Genomic DNA, 15,878 nt, shown 5'->3' with positions numbered 1-15,878 from the left:
CCCATCCGTATAACGCATACCAACGACATAGCGCACCACTGACTACCAGTCAGCCACCCAAACCAGCCACTCACCTCGAAACGCCAAAATCAGTATCCCCACCTTTTCGGCAGATGCCTGTTCGTCGGGAGAGCATCCAACCTCCTAGACGGAACAGGGGCATCCGAGACTGAACAGGGGCATCCGAGATGGAACAGGGGTATCCGAGGCGGCATCACCGCATCAGTCAGGTCAGCGCTCTCCCCCGGCGCGGGTCACTGCGTACTGTCCGGGGCCAGCGAAGGGTCATGTCGGGCAGGTTCTCCATGTTGCGGCTTCCGTCACTGGAGTCGAGGACGGTGAAGCCGTGATGCCGGTAGAACGCGCGAGCTTCGGTGTTCTGCTGGAAGACGTGCAGGGACAACCCGCCGGAGCTGTGCCGCCTGGCCTCGTTGAGAAGCAGCGTGCCGATGCCTTGACGGCGGAAGTCCGGGCACAGATAGAGGTGTTCGAGCATGTCGCCCTCAACGGCTGCGTACCCGAGGACCTCCGGGCCATGTACCGCGACCCAGGTGCGACACTCCCTGAGCAGGACGTCCTCGATCCATCGGGTCACCTGCTCGTGGCTGCGCTTCTGCGGAGGCAGGTACGGCATCGTCGCAGCCCGAGAGGTCATGTGGATGCGCGCGATCACCGCCGCGTCCGTCGCGTCCGCAAGTCGAATACTCACCTTGCTGCTGCCATAGGTCACGCCAGGAACCTACAAGGCCGATAGAGACTCCATCCAACGGTTAACTGGATGATCAGTCCCGGCCCCAGCACGAGTTGATGCAGCGTCATGACGCACGAGTGCGCCGCGTTGAGCATCAGGGCACGGCTCTCCCGCCTGGCGGCCGGCCATCGCGCCATACGCCTGCGCCCGCGAGGCTCCCACACCCTCTGACATCCCACCACACCGCACCCCAACTCCTGGCCTGGCGGCCGCCATCGCCGCCGGTCCCAGACCTACCGCGCCCAGACCAGGCCAGCCCGGCCCAGCCCGACCCGACCCGGCTTGCGAGCTTTCTTAGTCACGACTAAGTTAGCTACATTCTTAGCCGTCACTAAGTTGCAAGGTGAGAGGCATGGCCCTCGGAAGATTCCTGCACGGCACGCCGCGGTCCGACACCCCAGGTGTCACCATCGGCCCGGCCCGCGCCTACGAACTGTTCAGCGCCATCGGCTTCGCCGGCAGGCGGCGGCGCGCCTTCGCCCAACTCGCCGCGCTGAGCGGCGCACAGGCCGGCGACCGTGCCCTCGATGTGGGCTGCGGCACGGGCGGCCTGACCCGACCCATGGCCCAACGCGTCGGCGCGGAAGGGACGATGCTCGGCATCGACCCCTCGCCATCCGTCCTCGCCTACGCCCGCCGCAAGAGCCTCGACCAGGGAATCACCGCCGCCGCGGTCACGTACCGGGAAGGGACCGCCGAGTCACTGGACGTGCCCGACGCATCGATGGATGTGGTGGTCAACAGCCTCATGCTGCACCACCTCCCCGAGGAGCTGCGCTCGGTAGCCCTGGCCGAGATGTACCGCGTACTGCGGCCGGGCGGACGCCTGCTCATCGCCGAGTTCAGGCCGCCCACGGGCCGTCTCGGCCGCGGCATCGTCCACGTGTTGGCGGGTCACGCCATGGAGCACTCCGGAGTGGACCTCCTCGGGGACCTCCTCACGGACGCCGGCTTCGAGCTCGTGGGCCACGGCGACATCCGGCCCTGGCTGACCTACTTCCAAGGCGTGCGCCCAACGAACGAGTAGCGGGTTGCAGCGGGTTACCCGTCAGACAGACCACCAGGCACTTGCCCTCACAGCCCGTCGGTCGGCGCCCCGTCCGGCACCCTCCCCCGCAGCACCTCCACCACGCTGGCGAACTCCGTGTCGCCGTACCCCGCCACGATCGCCCGGTCCACGAAGCCCTTGACCGCGCGGAGCACATCCGTGCTGACGCCGTGGTCCTGGGAGGTCTTGATGATGTGGGCAAGGCCCGAGGTGTGGATCGCGAGGACGTCCGCGTCCTTGGAGTAGTGCCTGGCATCGACATCCCTGGCCATGCGCGCCCCGATGGAGGGGAACTGGCCCAGGATGACGTCGAGGTGCGGCGCGAGGTCCTCGGCCGGTACGCCCTGCACGTCGGCCAGGGCGAAGGCGTTGGCCATTCCGGCCAGGCCGGCGTAGTAGAGGCAGAGGAGGGCTACGTCGTAGACCGTGGCGGTTCCGGCGTCCGGGCCGAGATAGGGGGCCCGGCCGGCCAGGACCTGGAGCGTGGTCTCGTACTCTTCGTGGGCGCGGCGCGAACCGCTGTAGAGGATGGTCGCTTCGGGTTTGCCGAGCAGGGTGGGCGGCGCCAGCATCGCGCCGGTGAGATACGCGATGCCGTGCCCGGCCGCCCATGCGGCTGCCTGACGGTTGCGCTCGGGGGTGTCTGAGGTGAGGTTGACCAACGCCCGTCCGGAGAGCGCCACCCCGACCGGCTCCAGGACCCGCAGGGCGGCATCGCAGTCCAGGACGCACACGATCACCAGTGGGCTCGCGGCCACCGCTTCGGCGACGGTCCGGGCACGTAACGCCCCCTGCGCGACGAGCGGTTCGGCCTTGGCGGGCGTGCGGTTCCATACCGTGGTCGGATGGCCGGCCGCCAACAAACAGCGGGCCAACTCCCGCCCCATAGCGCCGAGTCCGATCACAGAGACGGCCGTCCGTGTCCGCTGCGCGGCAGTTGCATCTGCAGTTGCATCTGCAGTTGCAGCTGTAGTGGTGGCTGCGACTGCAGATGCTGTTCCGGGGTGCTTCATTCTGTCCTCCTCCTCGACGGGCGGTTCCGCTCCAGAGTGCTGTAATGCCCTTATGCATCAGAACCCTTACGGAGAAGATCCCGTGCGGCTGATGATCCAGCTCGCAACCGCGCCGCCGCGCACTCCCGAGGAACTCGCCGAGCGATGCCTGGCGGCGGGTATGGCCATCGACCGTCCCGTGAGCGAGGGGGACTTGACGGAAATCCTGGAGTTCATCCCGCACTGGCTGGCCGTGGCCGACGCCGACACGGATGAGCAACGGGCCGTCCTGCTCAACGCGTTGCTGGCCTCCGCCTCCGCACACCCGCGCGTGACCGACCACGCCGACGGGGGTTGGCACATCCACTACCGTGACGACGGCCTCGGCCTGGGCGCCGTGCTCCGGGCGGTGGTCAGTGTGGGCACGGCCCTGCACCTGACCGGGCGGGGTATGCACCGCCTCGGCCGCTGCACGCTGGCGGAATGCGGCCGCGTGTACGCGGACTTCACCAGGGGCGGACGACAACGTTACTGCTGCCACGCGTGCGCCAACCGCGATGCGGTACGACGGCACCGGGCCCGGCGGGCAGCAGGGCGTGAGAGAGCGCAGCGAGTCGCGCAAGGCCGAGTCGCGGGCGGCGAGGCGAGCGGTGACGGTGAGACCGTCGCCTGCGGAGTTCCGAACGGCCGCGGGGATGGCCGGCGACACTCGCGCCGCCCTGCGTAACGATCTGTCGGGGCGTCAGACGAGGTCGCGCTGCTCGTCATAGTGGGCACGAGCGGCCTCGACCGTGTCGAGGTGATCGACGACCCACCCCAGCATGGCGCGCAGTGGTGACTCAAGGCTCCGACCGAGGCGGGTGATGCGGTACTCGATCGCCACCGGCTCCGTGGACAGCACCACCCTCTCCACCACGCCGTTGCGCTCCAGCCGCCGCAGGCATGTCGTCAATGACTTCGGCGTGACCGCGGGCAGGTGCTGGCGAAGCTCACTGAAGCGCCGGGGGCGATCGCACAACGCATGCAGCACCAGCAGGGACCACTTGTCGAAAAGCTGGTCGAGCAGGCGACGCCCCTCGCCATCGAGCTCCGTCCCGTCCATGTCGGTTCCCTTCGCGATACCTGGTTTCGTTGAGGTATATCACCACTACGAGATATACAAAAGATATCTACTGAGCGCTTGATCTGGACCGGTTCGCGGACTCCATGTCCAGCAACGATGACGTCCGGGTGATCGTCTTCGACAGCGCGGACCCGGACTTCTTCGTCGCACACGGCGACATGACGATGGCCGACGATCCGGCCTCGTTCGGAGAACTACCCATCGCGCCAGAGGAAGACCAGTCACTGAACCCGATGATGCGGCTTCACGAGCGCATCCGTTCGCTGCCGCACGTCACCATCGCCAAGCTGCGCGGGCCGGCACGTGGTGGCGGTGCGGAACTGCTGTCCGCGATGGACATGCGATTCGCGTCGCTGGAGCACGCCGGTCTGGGGCAAACAGAGTGCGGGATGGGCATCATCCCTGGCGCGGGAGGCACCGCATACCTGCCCGGTCTCGTCGGCCGCGCACGCGCCCTGGAGATCATCCTCGGCTGGCAGTTGATCGATGCGGCGACCGCGGAACGGATCGGATGGGTCAACCGGGCCGTGCCGAGCGCCGAGCTCGACCACGTCGTCGACACCCTCGCCGCCCGCATAGCCGCTCTGCCACCCGGCGTCGCTCGCGCAGCGGTCGACGCAGTCGACGCCGCGACCGAGTCCACCACTCATGGCCTGCAAAGGGCGAACGAGCTCTTCGGCCGCCTCTTCACCGAACCCGTCGCAGCCCGCCTCACCCGGGCCGCACTGGCCGCCGGCGCACACACACGCGACGGAGAACGCCACCTCGAAGCCATGGTCGACAAGCTCACCCAGCAGGGCTCGTCAGGAAGGTTCGCCGGGTGATTGTCCCGATGCAGCGGCGCGAGGGCGGTGAGCGCAGGACCGCTTCGCGAGCCTCAACTGCTCCTGCGGGCATGGGAACTCCTCAGTTCGAGCATGGCGGGAAGTCACATGTGCCGTTCGCGGTGCGACTGTGGGCCACGTGGACGCTAGCGTGGATGCCAGCCCCGCACGTCCCCTGATCGGTTCGGCTTCGCCTCGGGTCGACCCGCCCCGTGGATGCACCGCATAGCTTGTGCACTCGTGACTGATGATCCGAAGCTGCACCCGAAGCAACGTGAGCTCGCTCGGGTGTTCAACGAGGTGCCGGGACTCTATGACCAGGTCCGGCCGGGGTACCCCGACAAGTTGTTCGCGGACCTCGGCACCGTTACCGGCATGGGCGAAAGGTCGTCGGTGTTGGAGGTGGGTTGCGGTACCGGGCAGGCAACGCGCTCGCTGGCAGCGTTCGGATGCTCGGTGACCGCCGTCGAGTCAGGCAGGGAGATGGCCGCACTCGCGCGCGAACGGCTCGCCGGTTTCCGCGACGTCGAAGTCGAGACGTCGACCTTCGAGGAATGGGACGACGGCGGCAGACGCTTCGACGTCCTGGTGGCCGCGTCTTCGTGGCACTGGGTCGACCCGTCGGTCGGCTGGCGACGAGCGCACGACGTGCTCCGTCCCGGAGGCTGGATGGCGCTGCTCGGCAACGTCGTTGTCCGCCGACCGGGAGAGCCGGAGGTATACGCCGAGACCGCCGACCTCCACGAGCGTTTCTGCCCCGGGAACCCTGGTTGGGGCCATCCGCCGCTTGAGAACGACGTGCGCAGCACCAACGAGGGTTGGGGACTCGTCGACGATCCCGGCGGCCTCTTCGGCCCGACGATCGTGCGCTGGTACCCGACCGTTCAGTGGTTCAACGGGGACGGCTTCGCCGACCTCCTCCGCTCGACATCGCTGTACCGCAAGCTCGACCGCGACGTACGAGAGCCCCTGCTCGATGCCATCGCCGAACGCATCCGCACGCGGATGGACGACCACGTAGCACGCCGTTATCTGAGCGAACTCCGTGTCGGACAGCGCGCCGGGTGAGCCTGTGTCAGGCAGTGCCGGGACGCTGTGTGCCTTGGCCGTGAACTGCCGATTCGGTCAATCCCGCACAGTGCCGTAGAGTTCAGTATGCCGACGCGGGGTGGAGCAGCTCGGTAGCTCGCTGGGCTCATAACCCAGAGGTCGCAGGTTCAAATCCTGTCCCCGCTACTTGATGTGAGGGCCCGGTGGATTCTTCCACCGGGCCCTCACTACGTACGGAGTCCCCTCGGATCCGCTCCCGGGGCCGCTCGGGCCGCGCGCGTCAGACCGTCGGACAACCGGCGGCCTTGAGGCCGTTGTTGAGCTGCTTCTTCAGCGCGGCTTCCTTCTGCGGGGAGATGTTCTGGTTGGGGATGGTGAGCTTGAAGTCCTTCTTCCCCGTACCCTTCTTCACCGTCATCGCGACCGTCATGTCGCGCGGGACGACCGACTTCGGATCGGGGTAGCCGACGGAGACGTTGTAGGAGATCTTGTCCTTCTTCCCCAAGGTGGAGAGGCACTTTTTCGCCGCTCCCTCGACCTTCTTGTAGATCCCGCGGTTTATCGAAGCCTTCATCGGCACGAGGTTGATGCGCTTGCTGACACCCTTGAGGGTGCTGGCTATCAGGTGGCCGCCGTCGTAGCCGCCGCCTCCCCAGCCACCCACGGTGGTCTCGCACTGACTGCGGGGCGAGGTCCCCGCCGACAGCGAGTCGGCGATCGCCCGGTCCGGCCGCCCGTTGGCGTCGATGTGGAACTTCCACCGCGACACCACCGTCTTGCCTGCCCATGCCTTCAGGTACCGCTCACACGGGTAGTCCGCCTTGACGGAGGGGGCCGCGGTCGCCGCGGGGACGGAGAGCAGGGTGGTCACGACACCTGCCGCTCCGAACACCGCCAAGATGCGGCGCAGATGCCGGCGCGGACAGGAGTGGAACGAGGGTGACGACGATCCGGTCATGGGTGCCTCCAGAGGTCAACGGCCGGGAAGGACAGCCGCGGTGGTCGCGACCGCCGATCCCGGAACCTGGCCCACCTCAGGCAACCAGTTCGAAATAACGGCGGAGTAGAACTCCTGAACGATGGCCGAAGTCCGCCTGGGAGTGAGGGGATCGCGCCATGAGCACCGGCTTGTGCACCGTCGAACAGGTGCTTCTGAGCCTGGACGATGTCTCCGCGCGGTTCGGGAGGCGACGGGGCTCAGCGATTCGATGGTGTCCAAGCACAGCCACGCCTTGGAGGACGCGGGCTACATCGAGATCCGCAAGGGTGGGGTCGGGCGGCGTCCGCGCACCTGGTTCCGCATGACCCCGCTGGGTCAGACCCGCTACAGCCGACACGTCGCGGCACTTCAGCGGCTACTCCGGCGTGAGCCCGACCAGGACACCAACTCGGGTGCCTGAGCGACCAGTTGAAACCGCCGGGCGTAGCGACGAGTTACGACGAGATACGGCGAACTCGCTGTTCGCTACAGAGCGACCTTGTTGGTAGCCGCCATCAACGAGTGACTGTGGCCGACGCAGTGCAGCAGACCTCAGTCGACCCTGACCACGTACTTGCCCCGCACACCACCCGCTTCCAGCGCCCGGTGTGCCGCCGCTGTCTCTTCCAACGGGAAGACGGTATCCACCGCAGGGCGCAGTCCGCCCTCCGCCACCTGACGGGCGAGGTCGTCGAAGAGCGCCCGCTTGGGGTTGCCGCTGAAGAAACGCATCCGGCCGCGTCCATGTACGGCGCTGGCGGCGATATAGCCGAGCAAGGCGGCGGACCGCGTCGGGTCGAAGGCGATGGTGACCATGCGCCCACCGGGCGCCAACAGGCTCCGGAAGGAGCGCAGTTCGGTACCCGCGGTGTCGAGGACAACGTCGAACCGGCCCAGTTCGCTCGGCGGGACGGCCCGGTGGTCGATGGCGTGGTGGGCGCCGAGCGTGCGGACGAAGTCGAGGTTGGCGGCGCGGGCCAGGGCCGTGACCTCGGCACCGTGTGCCGCTCCGAGTTGGACGGCGGCATTGCCGACGCCGCCGGCAGCGCCTCGTACGAGCAGTCGTTCACCGGGGCGCAGCCTGGCTTTGTCGCGCAGCGCCGTGATGGCCGTGGTTGCCACCGGCAGCGCGGCGGCGTCCACCAGATCCAGTCCGTCCGGGACCCGGCCCAGCCGGTCGGCCCGGACTGCCACGTACTGCGCGGCGCTGCGGAATCCGGTACGGCCCACGACGCCCCACACGCGGTCGCCGACGGCGATGCCCGTCGTGCCGACACCGAGCGCGGCGACCTCGCCGGTGAAGTCCAACCCCACGCGCTGCGGGAACTTCCGTCCGGTGAGGAGGCGGATCCCACCGGAACGGGCCGTCAGTTCACCGCCGTTGACACTGAACGCGCGCACCCGCACGAGTACCTCGCCGGGCGCCGGCTCGGGCCGTGGCACCCGTCCCACGTACAGCACTTCGGGGCCGCCGTAGCGGTCGAAAAGTACCGCTCTCATCGTGCGGTCGTCCATCGCGTCCATCGTTCTCACCTTCGCCATCAGTGGCCGTGCGGGGGATCTGGCACCGAGCGTAGGCTCTTAAGTGGACGGCACAGTCCGTTTAGACCGGAGGTGAGAAACAGTGGAGGCGGAATCCTCTCGGATCGCGGGCCTGGACGGGCTCCGGTCCGATGCCCGGCGCAACCGGGAGCGCATCCTCGTCGCCGCTCGTGCGGTCTTCGCCGAGCACGGGATCGATGCACCCATGGCCACCGTGGCCCGACGGGCCGGGGTCGGCGTAGCGACGCTGTACCGGCGTTTCCCGACCCGGGACGCCCTGGTCCGGGCCGCGTTCGCGCAGCAGATGGAGACCTGCGCACGAGTCCTCGCCGAGGCGTTGGCCGACCCCGACCCCTGGCGAGGCTTCCAGCGACTGGTCGAGACAGCCTGCGAGCTTCAGCGGGAGGAACGAGGGTTCCCGGCCGCGTTCGTCGCGGCCTTCCCCGACAGCACGGCGGAACACGCCCAGTCCAGACAGCGGGCCGAGCGGGACCTCATGACCCTGGTCCGCAGGGCCCAGGCAGCAGGCGCACTGCGGGCCGACTTCCACCCCTCCGACCTCGCCGTGGCCCTGTTGTCCCACTGCGGCCTGGTCACCGCACTGCCGCAGGACAGAGCAGCGTCCCGACGCCTGGTGGCGTACCTACTCCAGTCCTTCCGCGCCGAATCGGCTAACGGACCCCTCCCCCCGCCAAGCGCTCTGTCACTCCGCAACCTCCCGCTCACCACCGAGGTCCCCCACAAGACAGCGCACCCCAGGGCCTGACGCGAAGCAGCATCTGCCGCACGGCACGCCTTTGGGCCGACATCCCCACTTGCGCAACGGGCCCGAGCGTGACGCCGTCGAAGCAAGAGGCCGGGGTGGTTTCCGTGCGCCTGCGCCCAGTTGGGCCGAGCACCAGATCGCTGGTCGCGACGGCACGGCCCTGCGCGGCCGATCCGCCGAGCAGGGCGCCCAAAGCATGCGGGAAGCGACTCTTGACCAGATCCAGGGCTTGCGAGACCAGGGCATCGGGATCATTCACGGGCGATCATCGTGCCAGCGTTCAGGGAACGCAGACCAGAGGATGCTCCGTGCCGCGCAGTCCGGGCTTGAGGTCACTCCCGGCTGGCTTCGTTCGCTGTCCTCGGCGGCCTTTGTCGATCGGCATACGGGAGGGCGGCTTGATGACGGCCTCGCCGAACCGGGCGATCGCGTGGGTTCCCGATGCAGAACAGAAGGCGCAGGGTGGCCTCTTGGCGCATTCCGGCGAGGCGCGTCGAGTTGCCAGTTTTGGACTACACTGTTCAAAACAATCCGTAAACGATCAACAGTGAAGGTGCAAAGTGATGCGAACGGAATCGACCGTCCTGAGCACGCGAGAGACCGTCGAACACTTCCTGGCCCGACTCGCCACAGGAGACGTTGACGGTGTCGCGGCGCTCTTCGCCGAGCGAGTGGACTGGGACGTACCCGGCGCCGCCGAGGTCCCCTGGCTCGGCATCCGTACGACGCGTTCCGAGGTTGTCGACTACTTCACGACGCACCCTACATACGTCGCAAAGGAGGAATTCGTTGTCGAACGGACCCTTGTGGATGGTGTGGAAGCGGCAGTCTCGGGGCGCTTCCGGAGCCGAGTCATACCCAACGGTGCAGCCATGGAGAGCTGGTTCGTGCTCCAACTGACTGTTCTAGACGGCGAGATCACTCGCTACCGCTTCTACGAGGACAGCCTGACCGTCGCCCGTGCGTGGGCCACGACCGCCACAGGGACTGACGAGGCCCAGGCTCAGGAGGCCGGTGAAGGGACCACCGGCTGACGCAGCACATCAGCTGCTCGCCGGGGGCGCCGAAGCGCCAGTTGCCGTTGGCGAATTACCCACTATGAGTAGCCCCGGTGCACCCTGCACGCCCGCACCCGTACTGCGCCACGTGGCTCGGCGCGGGACCGCCCCTGGACGACGTGATCCGCTAACCCGCAGTCCGCGGTCGACAGGGTGCCGGGCACCGGGCCCATGCTCGGGTGAGTGCGGGCCCAGTGCTGACTGTGGCATCGAGGTGCAACCCGTACGTCACCGTGCAGCCTTGGGACACGTAGTCGCACTGGTTGAGCTGCTTGGCCGGTTCCGCCTCCGTGACCTTGTCGACGACGTAGGCGACGTAGGCGACACGGTCGACGCCGGTTCCGGCGCCCGTCGAGACCTGCTTGTTCGCTTCCCCGCGCTCGGTCTGTTCGGCTCCCCGCTGCGCGGAATCGGGGTGCTTCTCCTTGGCATAGCCCTCGGCTCTGCCGGCTGCCGCGGCGGCCGCTGCGGCGCCCTCGGTGGCCTGCTGACCGTATTCGATCACGCGTGTCAGTGACTGCACGGCCGTGTACGCGAATTCCTCGGGCATCGGCCGCGTAGTTGAGTGCTTCGTAGGCGTAACCACGCGCTTCTGATGCGTAGTTGGCGGAGATCAGGGTCAACTCAAGGAGCTCTGGTCGGCACCCCGTGAGTGAACTTCGGTATCGTGAGGGTTGAGTTGGGAACGATCCCGTCCATGGGATCCCTTCCGCAAACGCAGTTCCACATGCCGTTCCAGTACCGCCTCAACCCGCACGCTGATCAGGCGCGCACACATGTCAAGGCGTGGGCCCGACGGATGGGTATGTTCGATGGGGAGTACTTGGAGTGGCCCCAGAGGTGGAGCGAGAAGAAGTTCGATGCGGCCGACTTCCCGTTGTTCATCGCCTTGACTCACCCGGACGTCGATGTCGACGAATTGAACGTGGTGACCGCCTGGCACGTCGCCTTGTGGTTCGTCGACGACCTGTTTCTGCCGCTCTACCGACGCGACCACGACCAGGCATCGGCTGAGGCTCAAGTGGAACGGTTGATGCATTTCCTGCCGTTGGACGGCCTGCCCCGGCCGCTGAGCCCGAGCAATCCCGTAGAGCGAGCCTTCGCCGACCTGTGGACCGCCACGGCCATCACCATGACCCTGGCCTGGCGCGAGCGGTTCACCAGCAGCGTGCGGCGCTTCCTGAACGGGGTGTTGTGGGAGCTGGAACACGTCGACGATGCGGTGACCGACCTGATCGAGTACCTGGGAGCCCGCCGTGACTTCGGCGGGCTACAGTTCACCGCCGTTCTCATGGAGCACGGTATGGCCGAGCTCCCTGAAAGCGTGCACCGTAGCAGGGAGTTCCGCACCGCTCTGGACGCGTTCGTGGACGCCGTCAGCCTGCACAACGACATCGTGTCCTACGACCGGGAAGTCGATGAGGGCACAGTCGACAACAACGGCGTGGAGGTCGCCCGCAAGGGTCTCGGGCTCAATCTGCGTGGCGCCGCGGACGTCATCAATACTCTGCTGACCGCCCGGGTCAACACCCTGGCCAAGGCTCCGACGGCCGTACCGCCCGGGTCGGTACGGTTCGTCGAGGCTCTGCAGGAGGCGCTGGCCGGCTCCTATCGGTGGCATCAGCTCACCGGCCGCTTCGACGACGCTTCGTCCGGAGCCCTTTCGAAACCCCGTGGGCTGGGCACCTCGGCGGCATACATCACTGTCTGATCACCAAGCGTGCCCCGCCGGGCAGAGGAAGACGACAGTGGTGGCGATCATGCGACCTACTGGACAGGCTCCCGGTGGGGCCGGGTGGTCAGCGTGGGCCGTCGAGTGCGCGGTGCAGCAGAGTCACCGTGGTACCGGCGGCCGCGCGCTCGGCCTCGCCCTCGCAGGCGCGGGCCCCGCCTTCCAACAGCACCGCGGCGGTCGGCAGCAGGTTGGCCTGGACCGGCACCGTCTTCAGCACTGCGAGCACGGCCGCGGCCTGCTCCGCGGCTGGCACGACTTCGGAACTGGCCTGCGGGACAGGCGCGCTGACACAGCGTCCGACAGCACGGTCGCGGGGCGACGGGTACGGGGGGGGCGGGAGGTGGTCACCAGAAAATCACCACTGCCGATGGTTCCCCCACGGCCGAACCGAAGCGCAACCGTTTGAAAGTGGCCTGGTCTTTGCGAGCCATCAGCTCCGTTGGTCAGACGAAGTAGAGGCGTTCGAGTTCGTCGCTGTCGGCCGACCTGGTGTACAAGGTGCCGCCGTCTTGGGTGACCCTCTCCAGGTAGGCGTAGATCTGCAAGGCCCGGTTGATGGTGTCGGTCTTCGTGTCGCCGGTGAGCTTGACGGCCTGATCCAGTGCGGCGGCCGCCTTCGGGGCGAGGTTGACGGTGATACGAGTCGGGCCGGCGCTCTGCCACTCGTCGGCGGCGGCACCCTTGCGCATGGCGGACATCTGCCGGCTCCCCTTCGTCCGATCCGTCAACGGCCCGATGCGACCGGGCCTCCACGCATCCACATTGCCAGGCCACGCATACACTGTCAAGCAATCGTATGGATGAAGCGCGCATGATGTATGCACAACACGTGCTACGCGCATGCGTCTTGCCTGATTTCGTCACCGCCGTATCGGAACTGAGTAACAGTCACGTAAGGGCGGAGAATGTCACGTTGATGCCCCTCACACAGGGTCGCTACCGTCAGGGCGTGAGCGGTTTACCAGACGGAGGACAGCTGAGGGGAGAACGGCGAGACATGGCCACCAAAGACCTCGACCTCAGCTTGGAAGAACCCAGCAACCGCGCGGACGCGGCCGTACTCAAGGAAAGCACCGGACTGACCTTCAAGTGGGAGCTCGGCCCCGCCAAAATGGAGGTCGCCACCGACGAGACCCAGACGATGTCACCTTCCGCGATCAGCATCGCCATCCTGCTGCTGTCCGCGGGAAGTAGCATCCCGGCCGTCGCCCTCGCCCTGACCAACCAGATTCTCCACGCCCCCGCCGTACTGATGGCCGTCGGATCGATCGCACTGTTCCTGGTGGTCTTCACCACCGGCACACTCCTGATCCTGCGCGGCGAAGCGGGCAGAGTGCCCCTTCAACTCCCGACTCAGCAAAGCCACTTAGGCTCAGCCACCAGCCGTAGACGTCGTCACCGAACTCGACCAGGTCGCCAATCCGCATAGCGCTCAACGAGCTTGGGGTCCTGCGCCGGCAGAATGTGTGACCCACCACCCAGATCACCTACTCTCTCCGGCTCCACCTCCTCGACACGACGTCACGCAACTCGCTGGCCGCAGAACTGAAACGGCGACGCGTTCGTCGTCACCCAGCGGCGGATGCCCACTCCAAAATGAGGCCGCGGCAGCGGGCATGAGTACAGCGCCCGAGCCACCTCGGAGTCGTCCACTCTGTGAACGGCGTGATCGAATAGCTGGATGGGCGACATAGATGCTTTCTTGGGGCCTCTGGGACAGGTGGGCGGTCACTGGGTGGCGGGCAACTACCCGCAACCGGGGCGCGCCTGGCTCGAATTCCGCACGGACGGCCTGTACCAGCGCACCCGGAAAGCCGAGGAACAGGTCATCCCCTGGGCCAGGTTCATGTCGTTCAACCGCCTCACGGTTGGGGCCAAGTACCCGTCCAAGGGACATTACGGCGTGCGGGCGTTGTTCGGCGGGGCCCGCGGCTACCTGCATCTGACGCTGCGCCACCCGTATGAGGACTGGGTGGTCTCCTTCGACGGCCATCCCCACAGGTACACCCTCACCGACCTCGTGCTGTTCCAGGCCCTGCTCGCATCGACCATCAACGAGGGCGAAGCACACAAACTCGGCGACGGGGACTGGCTGGGCCGGGCGGTGGCACATCTGACCCGGGAACGCCCCCGGAAGGCCCGCCGGATACGCGAGGCGGTGCAGGAAGCACGTCGGCTGTGAGGCGGAGCCGTCAGGTGTCAAGGGCGGCGCGGCGGGGCCGCCGTGGTGCCGGCGGCCGTGCGCCCGGCCTCGTCGTCGCCGATGTGGGCTCGTTCCGCCAACAGCACTCCTGCAGCCTGCAGCAGGCCGGCCTGGGCCGGCAACTGCCTGGGACCACCGGGATCGCATGCTGGCCTGGCTGGCGGACCGGCGCAAGACATTCACGGCCCTCCTGCTGAACTGGCCGGCCTGGACGTCCCGCACCTCGTCCTCGCATCTGTAGGGGCAGCTCCGGCACGAATTGCTGATTGCGGATTGCGGGGGAGATTCCCGTCGCACGCCAGTGTCCGCGGCGAACAGGACTGCACCAGTGCGCCCCGTTGCCCCGTCGCCGGCCGTTAGCCTGTCGGTATGTCAGAGCGTGTCATGCCCGGTCGCACCGACGGCCTGATCACCCTGGATGTCGCGGACGCCTTGTGGGTCGCATTGACGGCCGGTGGTGCTGTGCCGACGACTTCTGAGGCACTCACCCGCTCTCCTGCCCATGCCCGGGTGGGGTACGTCCTGCTCGGCGGCCTTGTAGTGGCGACGGTGCGGGCACGGGGCGATCAGTGGAGCGTTCGGGAGGTCGAGGTACGCCGGGCGGCCGCGGACCTGAACGCGGTGAGGATGGATCGCCACGACCTGGTCCGCATCGGCCCGTTTCGCGGGGCGCCACGGCAGGAGTGCGACGAGGAGACGCCGCTGCGTTGGCGCCAGCGCATCGCAGGAGAACTGCGGGAGTTGGGCAGCTCCGAGCGGGCGGCACGGCATGAGGTCGGCCGACCTTCCCATCTGGCAGGGGTCGACTGGCGGCGGATCCTCGTGGAGCAGAACCGTGACGGGACACGGTCGTGGTGGCTGCCGCGCGCTGTGGTCAGACTGCTGGACGCGGCCGAGCACGCCGAGACGCAGTGGGTGCACGCCGCGCGGACCCGTCAGGCGAACGCGCACGTCGCCGAGCCTCCCTCCCACCCCCGGCGGGCCCGAGCAGCCGTCGACGGTCGGCAGCCGACGAGCCGTCAAGGTCCCACCACCTCACCGCGCCCGTACAACGCAGAACTGGAAGGCCAGTTGTACTCGGTGCTCAGCAGGAAGCCCGGCACCTCCCGCAAGGTAACCCAATGGGCGTGCGCCGTCTGCCACACCGCACCCGCCACCGTCCTGGACCACTGCCACGAACACGACTACGTCCGCGCCCCCCTCTGCCAGTCCTGCAACACCCAAGAACGCCCCGACCACCTCTACAGCAACGACATCCGCGTAGCGAACCGCTACCGGCGCCTCTTCGACACCGACACCGACCACTGGCTCCGCCACTGGCACCGCTGCCCCGGCTGCCGCGCCCGCACCACCCTGCCCCTGCCCCACCTCGCCGCATGGACCGCCCACATAGCCTGCCAATCACTACGCCCGACCCACCGCGCCCCCCGCGGGCGCAAACCGTGCGGCGTCCTCCGCGTGTCCTGGACAGGCAGTCAACAGGCGCCCCGTTCCTGCCTGCTCACCGTCGCCGTCGACTTCTGCCCCTCCGGCGAACACCGTCTCCTGGCGCAAGTCCCCTACCGCGAAGCCGTCGAGCGGTTTCGCCACTGGCTGGCCGAGACCGCTCCTACCGTGGCCGCCGCGGCCGGTCCCGACCGCCTGGACGACCTCCCCGCCCAACCGCGGCCAGTCATCGTGGACACCAACGGTGAGGGCCTGGCACTGTTCTGAACGAGCACCGAGGAGGCTCGGCACCCAACCACCACGCAGCTGCTGGTCCCCATCACAGTCACCCCGCCAGCCCCAGCGAAGCGCGCGGCAGATC

General features: G+C 67.6%; 19 protein-coding genes and 1 tRNA gene. 12 read left to right on the top strand and 8 right to left on the bottom strand.

Going from position 1 to position 15,878, the window contains the following annotated elements; all coding sequences use genetic code 11:
* Nucleotides 1–226: 226 nt before the first annotated feature.
* Nucleotides 227–730 carry a GNAT family N-acetyltransferase gene (locus ACIQU6_RS39280; RefSeq protein ID WP_403486541.1) on the bottom strand — a complete coding sequence of 168 codons (504 nt, stop codon included), beginning with the start codon at nt 728–730 and terminating at the stop codon, nt 227–229.
* A 373-nt stretch (nt 731–1,103) separates the two neighbouring features.
* Here ACIQU6_RS39280 and ACIQU6_RS39275 point away from each other — a divergent pair, with 373 nt between their 5' ends.
* Nucleotides 1,104–1,778, top strand: coding sequence for a methyltransferase domain-containing protein (locus tag ACIQU6_RS39275; RefSeq protein ID WP_403486540.1), 675 nt, complete (start codon nt 1,104–1,106; stop codon nt 1,776–1,778).
* A gap of 47 nt (nt 1,779–1,825) precedes the next feature.
* On the opposite strand, the gene ACIQU6_RS39270 is transcribed toward ACIQU6_RS39275, so the two are convergent.
* The gene (locus ACIQU6_RS39270) at nt 1,826–2,704 is read right to left on the bottom strand and encodes an NAD(P)-dependent oxidoreductase (protein ID WP_403486539.1); all 879 of its coding nucleotides are present in this window, start codon (nt 2,702–2,704) and stop codon (nt 1,826–1,828) included.
* Nucleotides 2,705–2,903: 199 nt separating this feature from the next.
* Here ACIQU6_RS39270 and ACIQU6_RS39265 point away from each other — a divergent pair, with 199 nt between their 5' ends.
* The gene (locus tag ACIQU6_RS39265; protein WP_403486538.1) at nt 2,904–3,518 is read left to right on the top strand and encodes a CGNR zinc finger domain-containing protein; all 615 of its coding nucleotides are present in this window, start codon (nt 2,904–2,906) and stop codon (nt 3,516–3,518) included.
* A gap of 15 nt (nt 3,519–3,533) precedes the next feature.
* On the opposite strand, the gene ACIQU6_RS39260 is transcribed toward ACIQU6_RS39265, so the two are convergent.
* On the bottom strand, nt 3,534–3,893 hold the full coding sequence (locus ACIQU6_RS39260) for a winged helix-turn-helix transcriptional regulator (protein ID WP_403486537.1): 360 nt from the start codon (nt 3,891–3,893) through the stop codon (nt 3,534–3,536).
* Nucleotides 3,894–4,021: 128 nt separating this feature from the next.
* Here ACIQU6_RS39260 and ACIQU6_RS39255 point away from each other — a divergent pair, with 128 nt between their 5' ends.
* From ACIQU6_RS39255 to ACIQU6_RS39245, 3 genes are all read left to right on the top strand, one after another.
* Nucleotides 4,022–4,738: an enoyl-CoA hydratase/isomerase family protein gene (locus ACIQU6_RS39255; protein ID WP_403486536.1), complete on the top strand. Its 717-nt coding sequence runs from the start codon at nt 4,022–4,024 to the stop codon at nt 4,736–4,738.
* Nucleotides 4,739–5,026: 288 nt separating this feature from the next.
* Nucleotides 5,027–5,806, top strand: a complete 780-nt coding sequence (locus tag ACIQU6_RS39250; RefSeq protein ID WP_403486535.1) for a class I SAM-dependent methyltransferase — start codon at nt 5,027–5,029, stop codon at nt 5,804–5,806.
* A gap of 94 nt (nt 5,807–5,900) precedes the next feature.
* Nucleotides 5,901–5,974, top strand: a tRNA-Met gene (locus ACIQU6_RS39245).
* Between the two features lie 94 nt (nt 5,975–6,068).
* Here ACIQU6_RS39245 and ACIQU6_RS39240 read toward each other — a convergent pair.
* Nucleotides 6,069–6,746 carry a DNA/RNA non-specific endonuclease gene (locus ACIQU6_RS39240; protein ID WP_403486534.1) on the bottom strand — a complete coding sequence of 226 codons (678 nt, stop codon included), beginning with the start codon at nt 6,744–6,746 and terminating at the stop codon, nt 6,069–6,071.
* A gap of 121 nt (nt 6,747–6,867) precedes the next feature.
* Between ACIQU6_RS39240 and ACIQU6_RS39235 the strand changes: the two genes are divergently transcribed.
* Nucleotides 6,868–7,188, top strand: a complete 321-nt coding sequence (locus tag ACIQU6_RS39235) for a transcriptional regulator (RefSeq protein WP_403486533.1) — start codon at nt 6,868–6,870, stop codon at nt 7,186–7,188.
* Nucleotides 7,189–7,319: 131 nt separating this feature from the next.
* Here ACIQU6_RS39235 and ACIQU6_RS39230 read toward each other — a convergent pair whose 3' ends face one another.
* On the bottom strand, nt 7,320–8,282 hold the full coding sequence (locus ACIQU6_RS39230) for an NAD(P)-dependent alcohol dehydrogenase (protein WP_403486542.1): 963 nt from the start codon (nt 8,280–8,282) through the stop codon (nt 7,320–7,322).
* Nucleotides 8,283–8,391: 109 nt separating this feature from the next.
* Here ACIQU6_RS39230 and ACIQU6_RS39225 point away from each other — a divergent pair, with 109 nt between their 5' ends.
* Both ACIQU6_RS39225 and ACIQU6_RS39220 read left to right on the top strand, forming a co-directional pair.
* Complete coding sequence (locus ACIQU6_RS39225; RefSeq protein ID WP_403486532.1) at nt 8,392–9,075, top strand: TetR/AcrR family transcriptional regulator; 684 nt, start codon at nt 8,392–8,394, stop codon at nt 9,073–9,075.
* A 563-nt stretch (nt 9,076–9,638) separates the two neighbouring features.
* Entirely contained in the window at nt 9,639–10,109 is a 471-nt protein-coding gene (locus ACIQU6_RS39220) for a nuclear transport factor 2 family protein (RefSeq protein ID WP_403486531.1), read from the top strand.
* Between the two features lie 151 nt (nt 10,110–10,260).
* Here the strand turns inward: ACIQU6_RS39220 and ACIQU6_RS39215 are convergent, their stop codons facing one another.
* Nucleotides 10,261–10,683, bottom strand: a complete 423-nt coding sequence (locus tag ACIQU6_RS39215; protein ID WP_403486530.1) for a hypothetical protein — start codon at nt 10,681–10,683, stop codon at nt 10,261–10,263.
* Nucleotides 10,684–10,830: 147 nt separating this feature from the next.
* Here ACIQU6_RS39215 and ACIQU6_RS39210 point away from each other — a divergent pair, with 147 nt between their 5' ends.
* A complete protein-coding gene (locus ACIQU6_RS39210) occupies nt 10,831–11,844 on the top strand; it encodes a terpene synthase (protein WP_403486529.1) in 1,014 nt (337 codons plus the stop codon).
* Between the two features lie 88 nt (nt 11,845–11,932).
* Here the strand turns inward: ACIQU6_RS39210 and ACIQU6_RS39205 are convergent, their stop codons facing one another.
* A complete protein-coding gene (locus ACIQU6_RS39205) occupies nt 11,933–12,121 on the bottom strand; it encodes a hypothetical protein (RefSeq protein ID WP_403486528.1) in 189 nt (62 codons plus the stop codon).
* Between the two features lie 190 nt (nt 12,122–12,311).
* Nucleotides 12,312–12,566, bottom strand: coding sequence for a hypothetical protein (locus ACIQU6_RS39200; RefSeq protein ID WP_403486527.1), 255 nt, complete (start codon nt 12,564–12,566; stop codon nt 12,312–12,314).
* A gap of 299 nt (nt 12,567–12,865) precedes the next feature.
* Between ACIQU6_RS39200 and ACIQU6_RS39195 the strand changes: the two genes are divergently transcribed.
* The 3 genes from ACIQU6_RS39195 (at nt 12,866) to ACIQU6_RS39185 (ending at nt 15,784) form a co-directional block, all read left to right on the top strand.
* Nucleotides 12,866–13,297: a hypothetical protein gene (locus ACIQU6_RS39195; RefSeq protein ID WP_403486526.1), complete on the top strand. Its 432-nt coding sequence runs from the start codon at nt 12,866–12,868 to the stop codon at nt 13,295–13,297.
* Nucleotides 13,298–13,603: 306 nt separating this feature from the next.
* Complete coding sequence (locus tag ACIQU6_RS39190) at nt 13,604–14,050, top strand: hypothetical protein (RefSeq protein ID WP_403486525.1); 447 nt, start codon at nt 13,604–13,606, stop codon at nt 14,048–14,050.
* Between the two features lie 390 nt (nt 14,051–14,440).
* Entirely contained in the window at nt 14,441–15,784 is a 1,344-nt protein-coding gene (locus ACIQU6_RS39185; protein WP_403486524.1) for an endonuclease domain-containing protein, read from the top strand.
* The last annotated feature ends 94 nt before the right edge of the window (nt 15,785–15,878 follow it).

Origin of the sequence: Streptomyces sp. NPDC090442 (genome assembly GCF_044769405.1) — a bacterium.
Classification (GTDB): Bacteria; Actinomycetota; Actinomycetes; order Streptomycetales; family Streptomycetaceae; genus Streptomyces.
Note: the sequence above shows the minus strand (reverse complement) of the source record. Positions and strands in the feature narration are given on the sequence as shown.

Coding starts and splice junctions, on each gene's coding strand:
- ACIQU6_RS39210 (WP_403486529.1), top strand. CDS start 10,831: ATGGGATCCCTTCCGCAAACGCAGTTCCACATGCCGTTCCAGTACCGC.
- ACIQU6_RS39230 (WP_403486542.1), bottom strand. CDS start 8,282: ATGGACGACCGCACGATGAGAGCGGTACTTTTCGACCGCTACGGCGGC.
- ACIQU6_RS39220 (WP_403486531.1), top strand. CDS start 9,639: ATGCGAACGGAATCGACCGTCCTGAGCACGCGAGAGACCGTCGAACAC.
- ACIQU6_RS39260 (WP_403486537.1), bottom strand. CDS start 3,893: ATGGACGGGACGGAGCTCGATGGCGAGGGGCGTCGCCTGCTCGACCAG.
- ACIQU6_RS39195 (WP_403486526.1), top strand. CDS start 12,866: ATGGCCACCAAAGACCTCGACCTCAGCTTGGAAGAACCCAGCAACCGC.
- ACIQU6_RS39275 (WP_403486540.1), top strand. CDS start 1,104: ATGGCCCTCGGAAGATTCCTGCACGGCACGCCGCGGTCCGACACCCCA.
- ACIQU6_RS39200 (WP_403486527.1), bottom strand. CDS start 12,566: ATGTCCGCCATGCGCAAGGGTGCCGCCGCCGACGAGTGGCAGAGCGCC.
- ACIQU6_RS39240 (WP_403486534.1), bottom strand. CDS start 6,746: ATGACCGGATCGTCGTCACCCTCGTTCCACTCCTGTCCGCGCCGGCAT.
- ACIQU6_RS39215 (WP_403486530.1), bottom strand. CDS start 10,683: ATGCCCGAGGAATTCGCGTACACGGCCGTGCAGTCACTGACACGCGTG.
- ACIQU6_RS39185 (WP_403486524.1), top strand. CDS start 14,441: ATGTCAGAGCGTGTCATGCCCGGTCGCACCGACGGCCTGATCACCCTG.
- ACIQU6_RS39265 (WP_403486538.1), top strand. CDS start 2,904: ATGATCCAGCTCGCAACCGCGCCGCCGCGCACTCCCGAGGAACTCGCC.
- ACIQU6_RS39235 (WP_403486533.1), top strand. CDS start 6,868: ATGGCCGAAGTCCGCCTGGGAGTGAGGGGATCGCGCCATGAGCACCGG.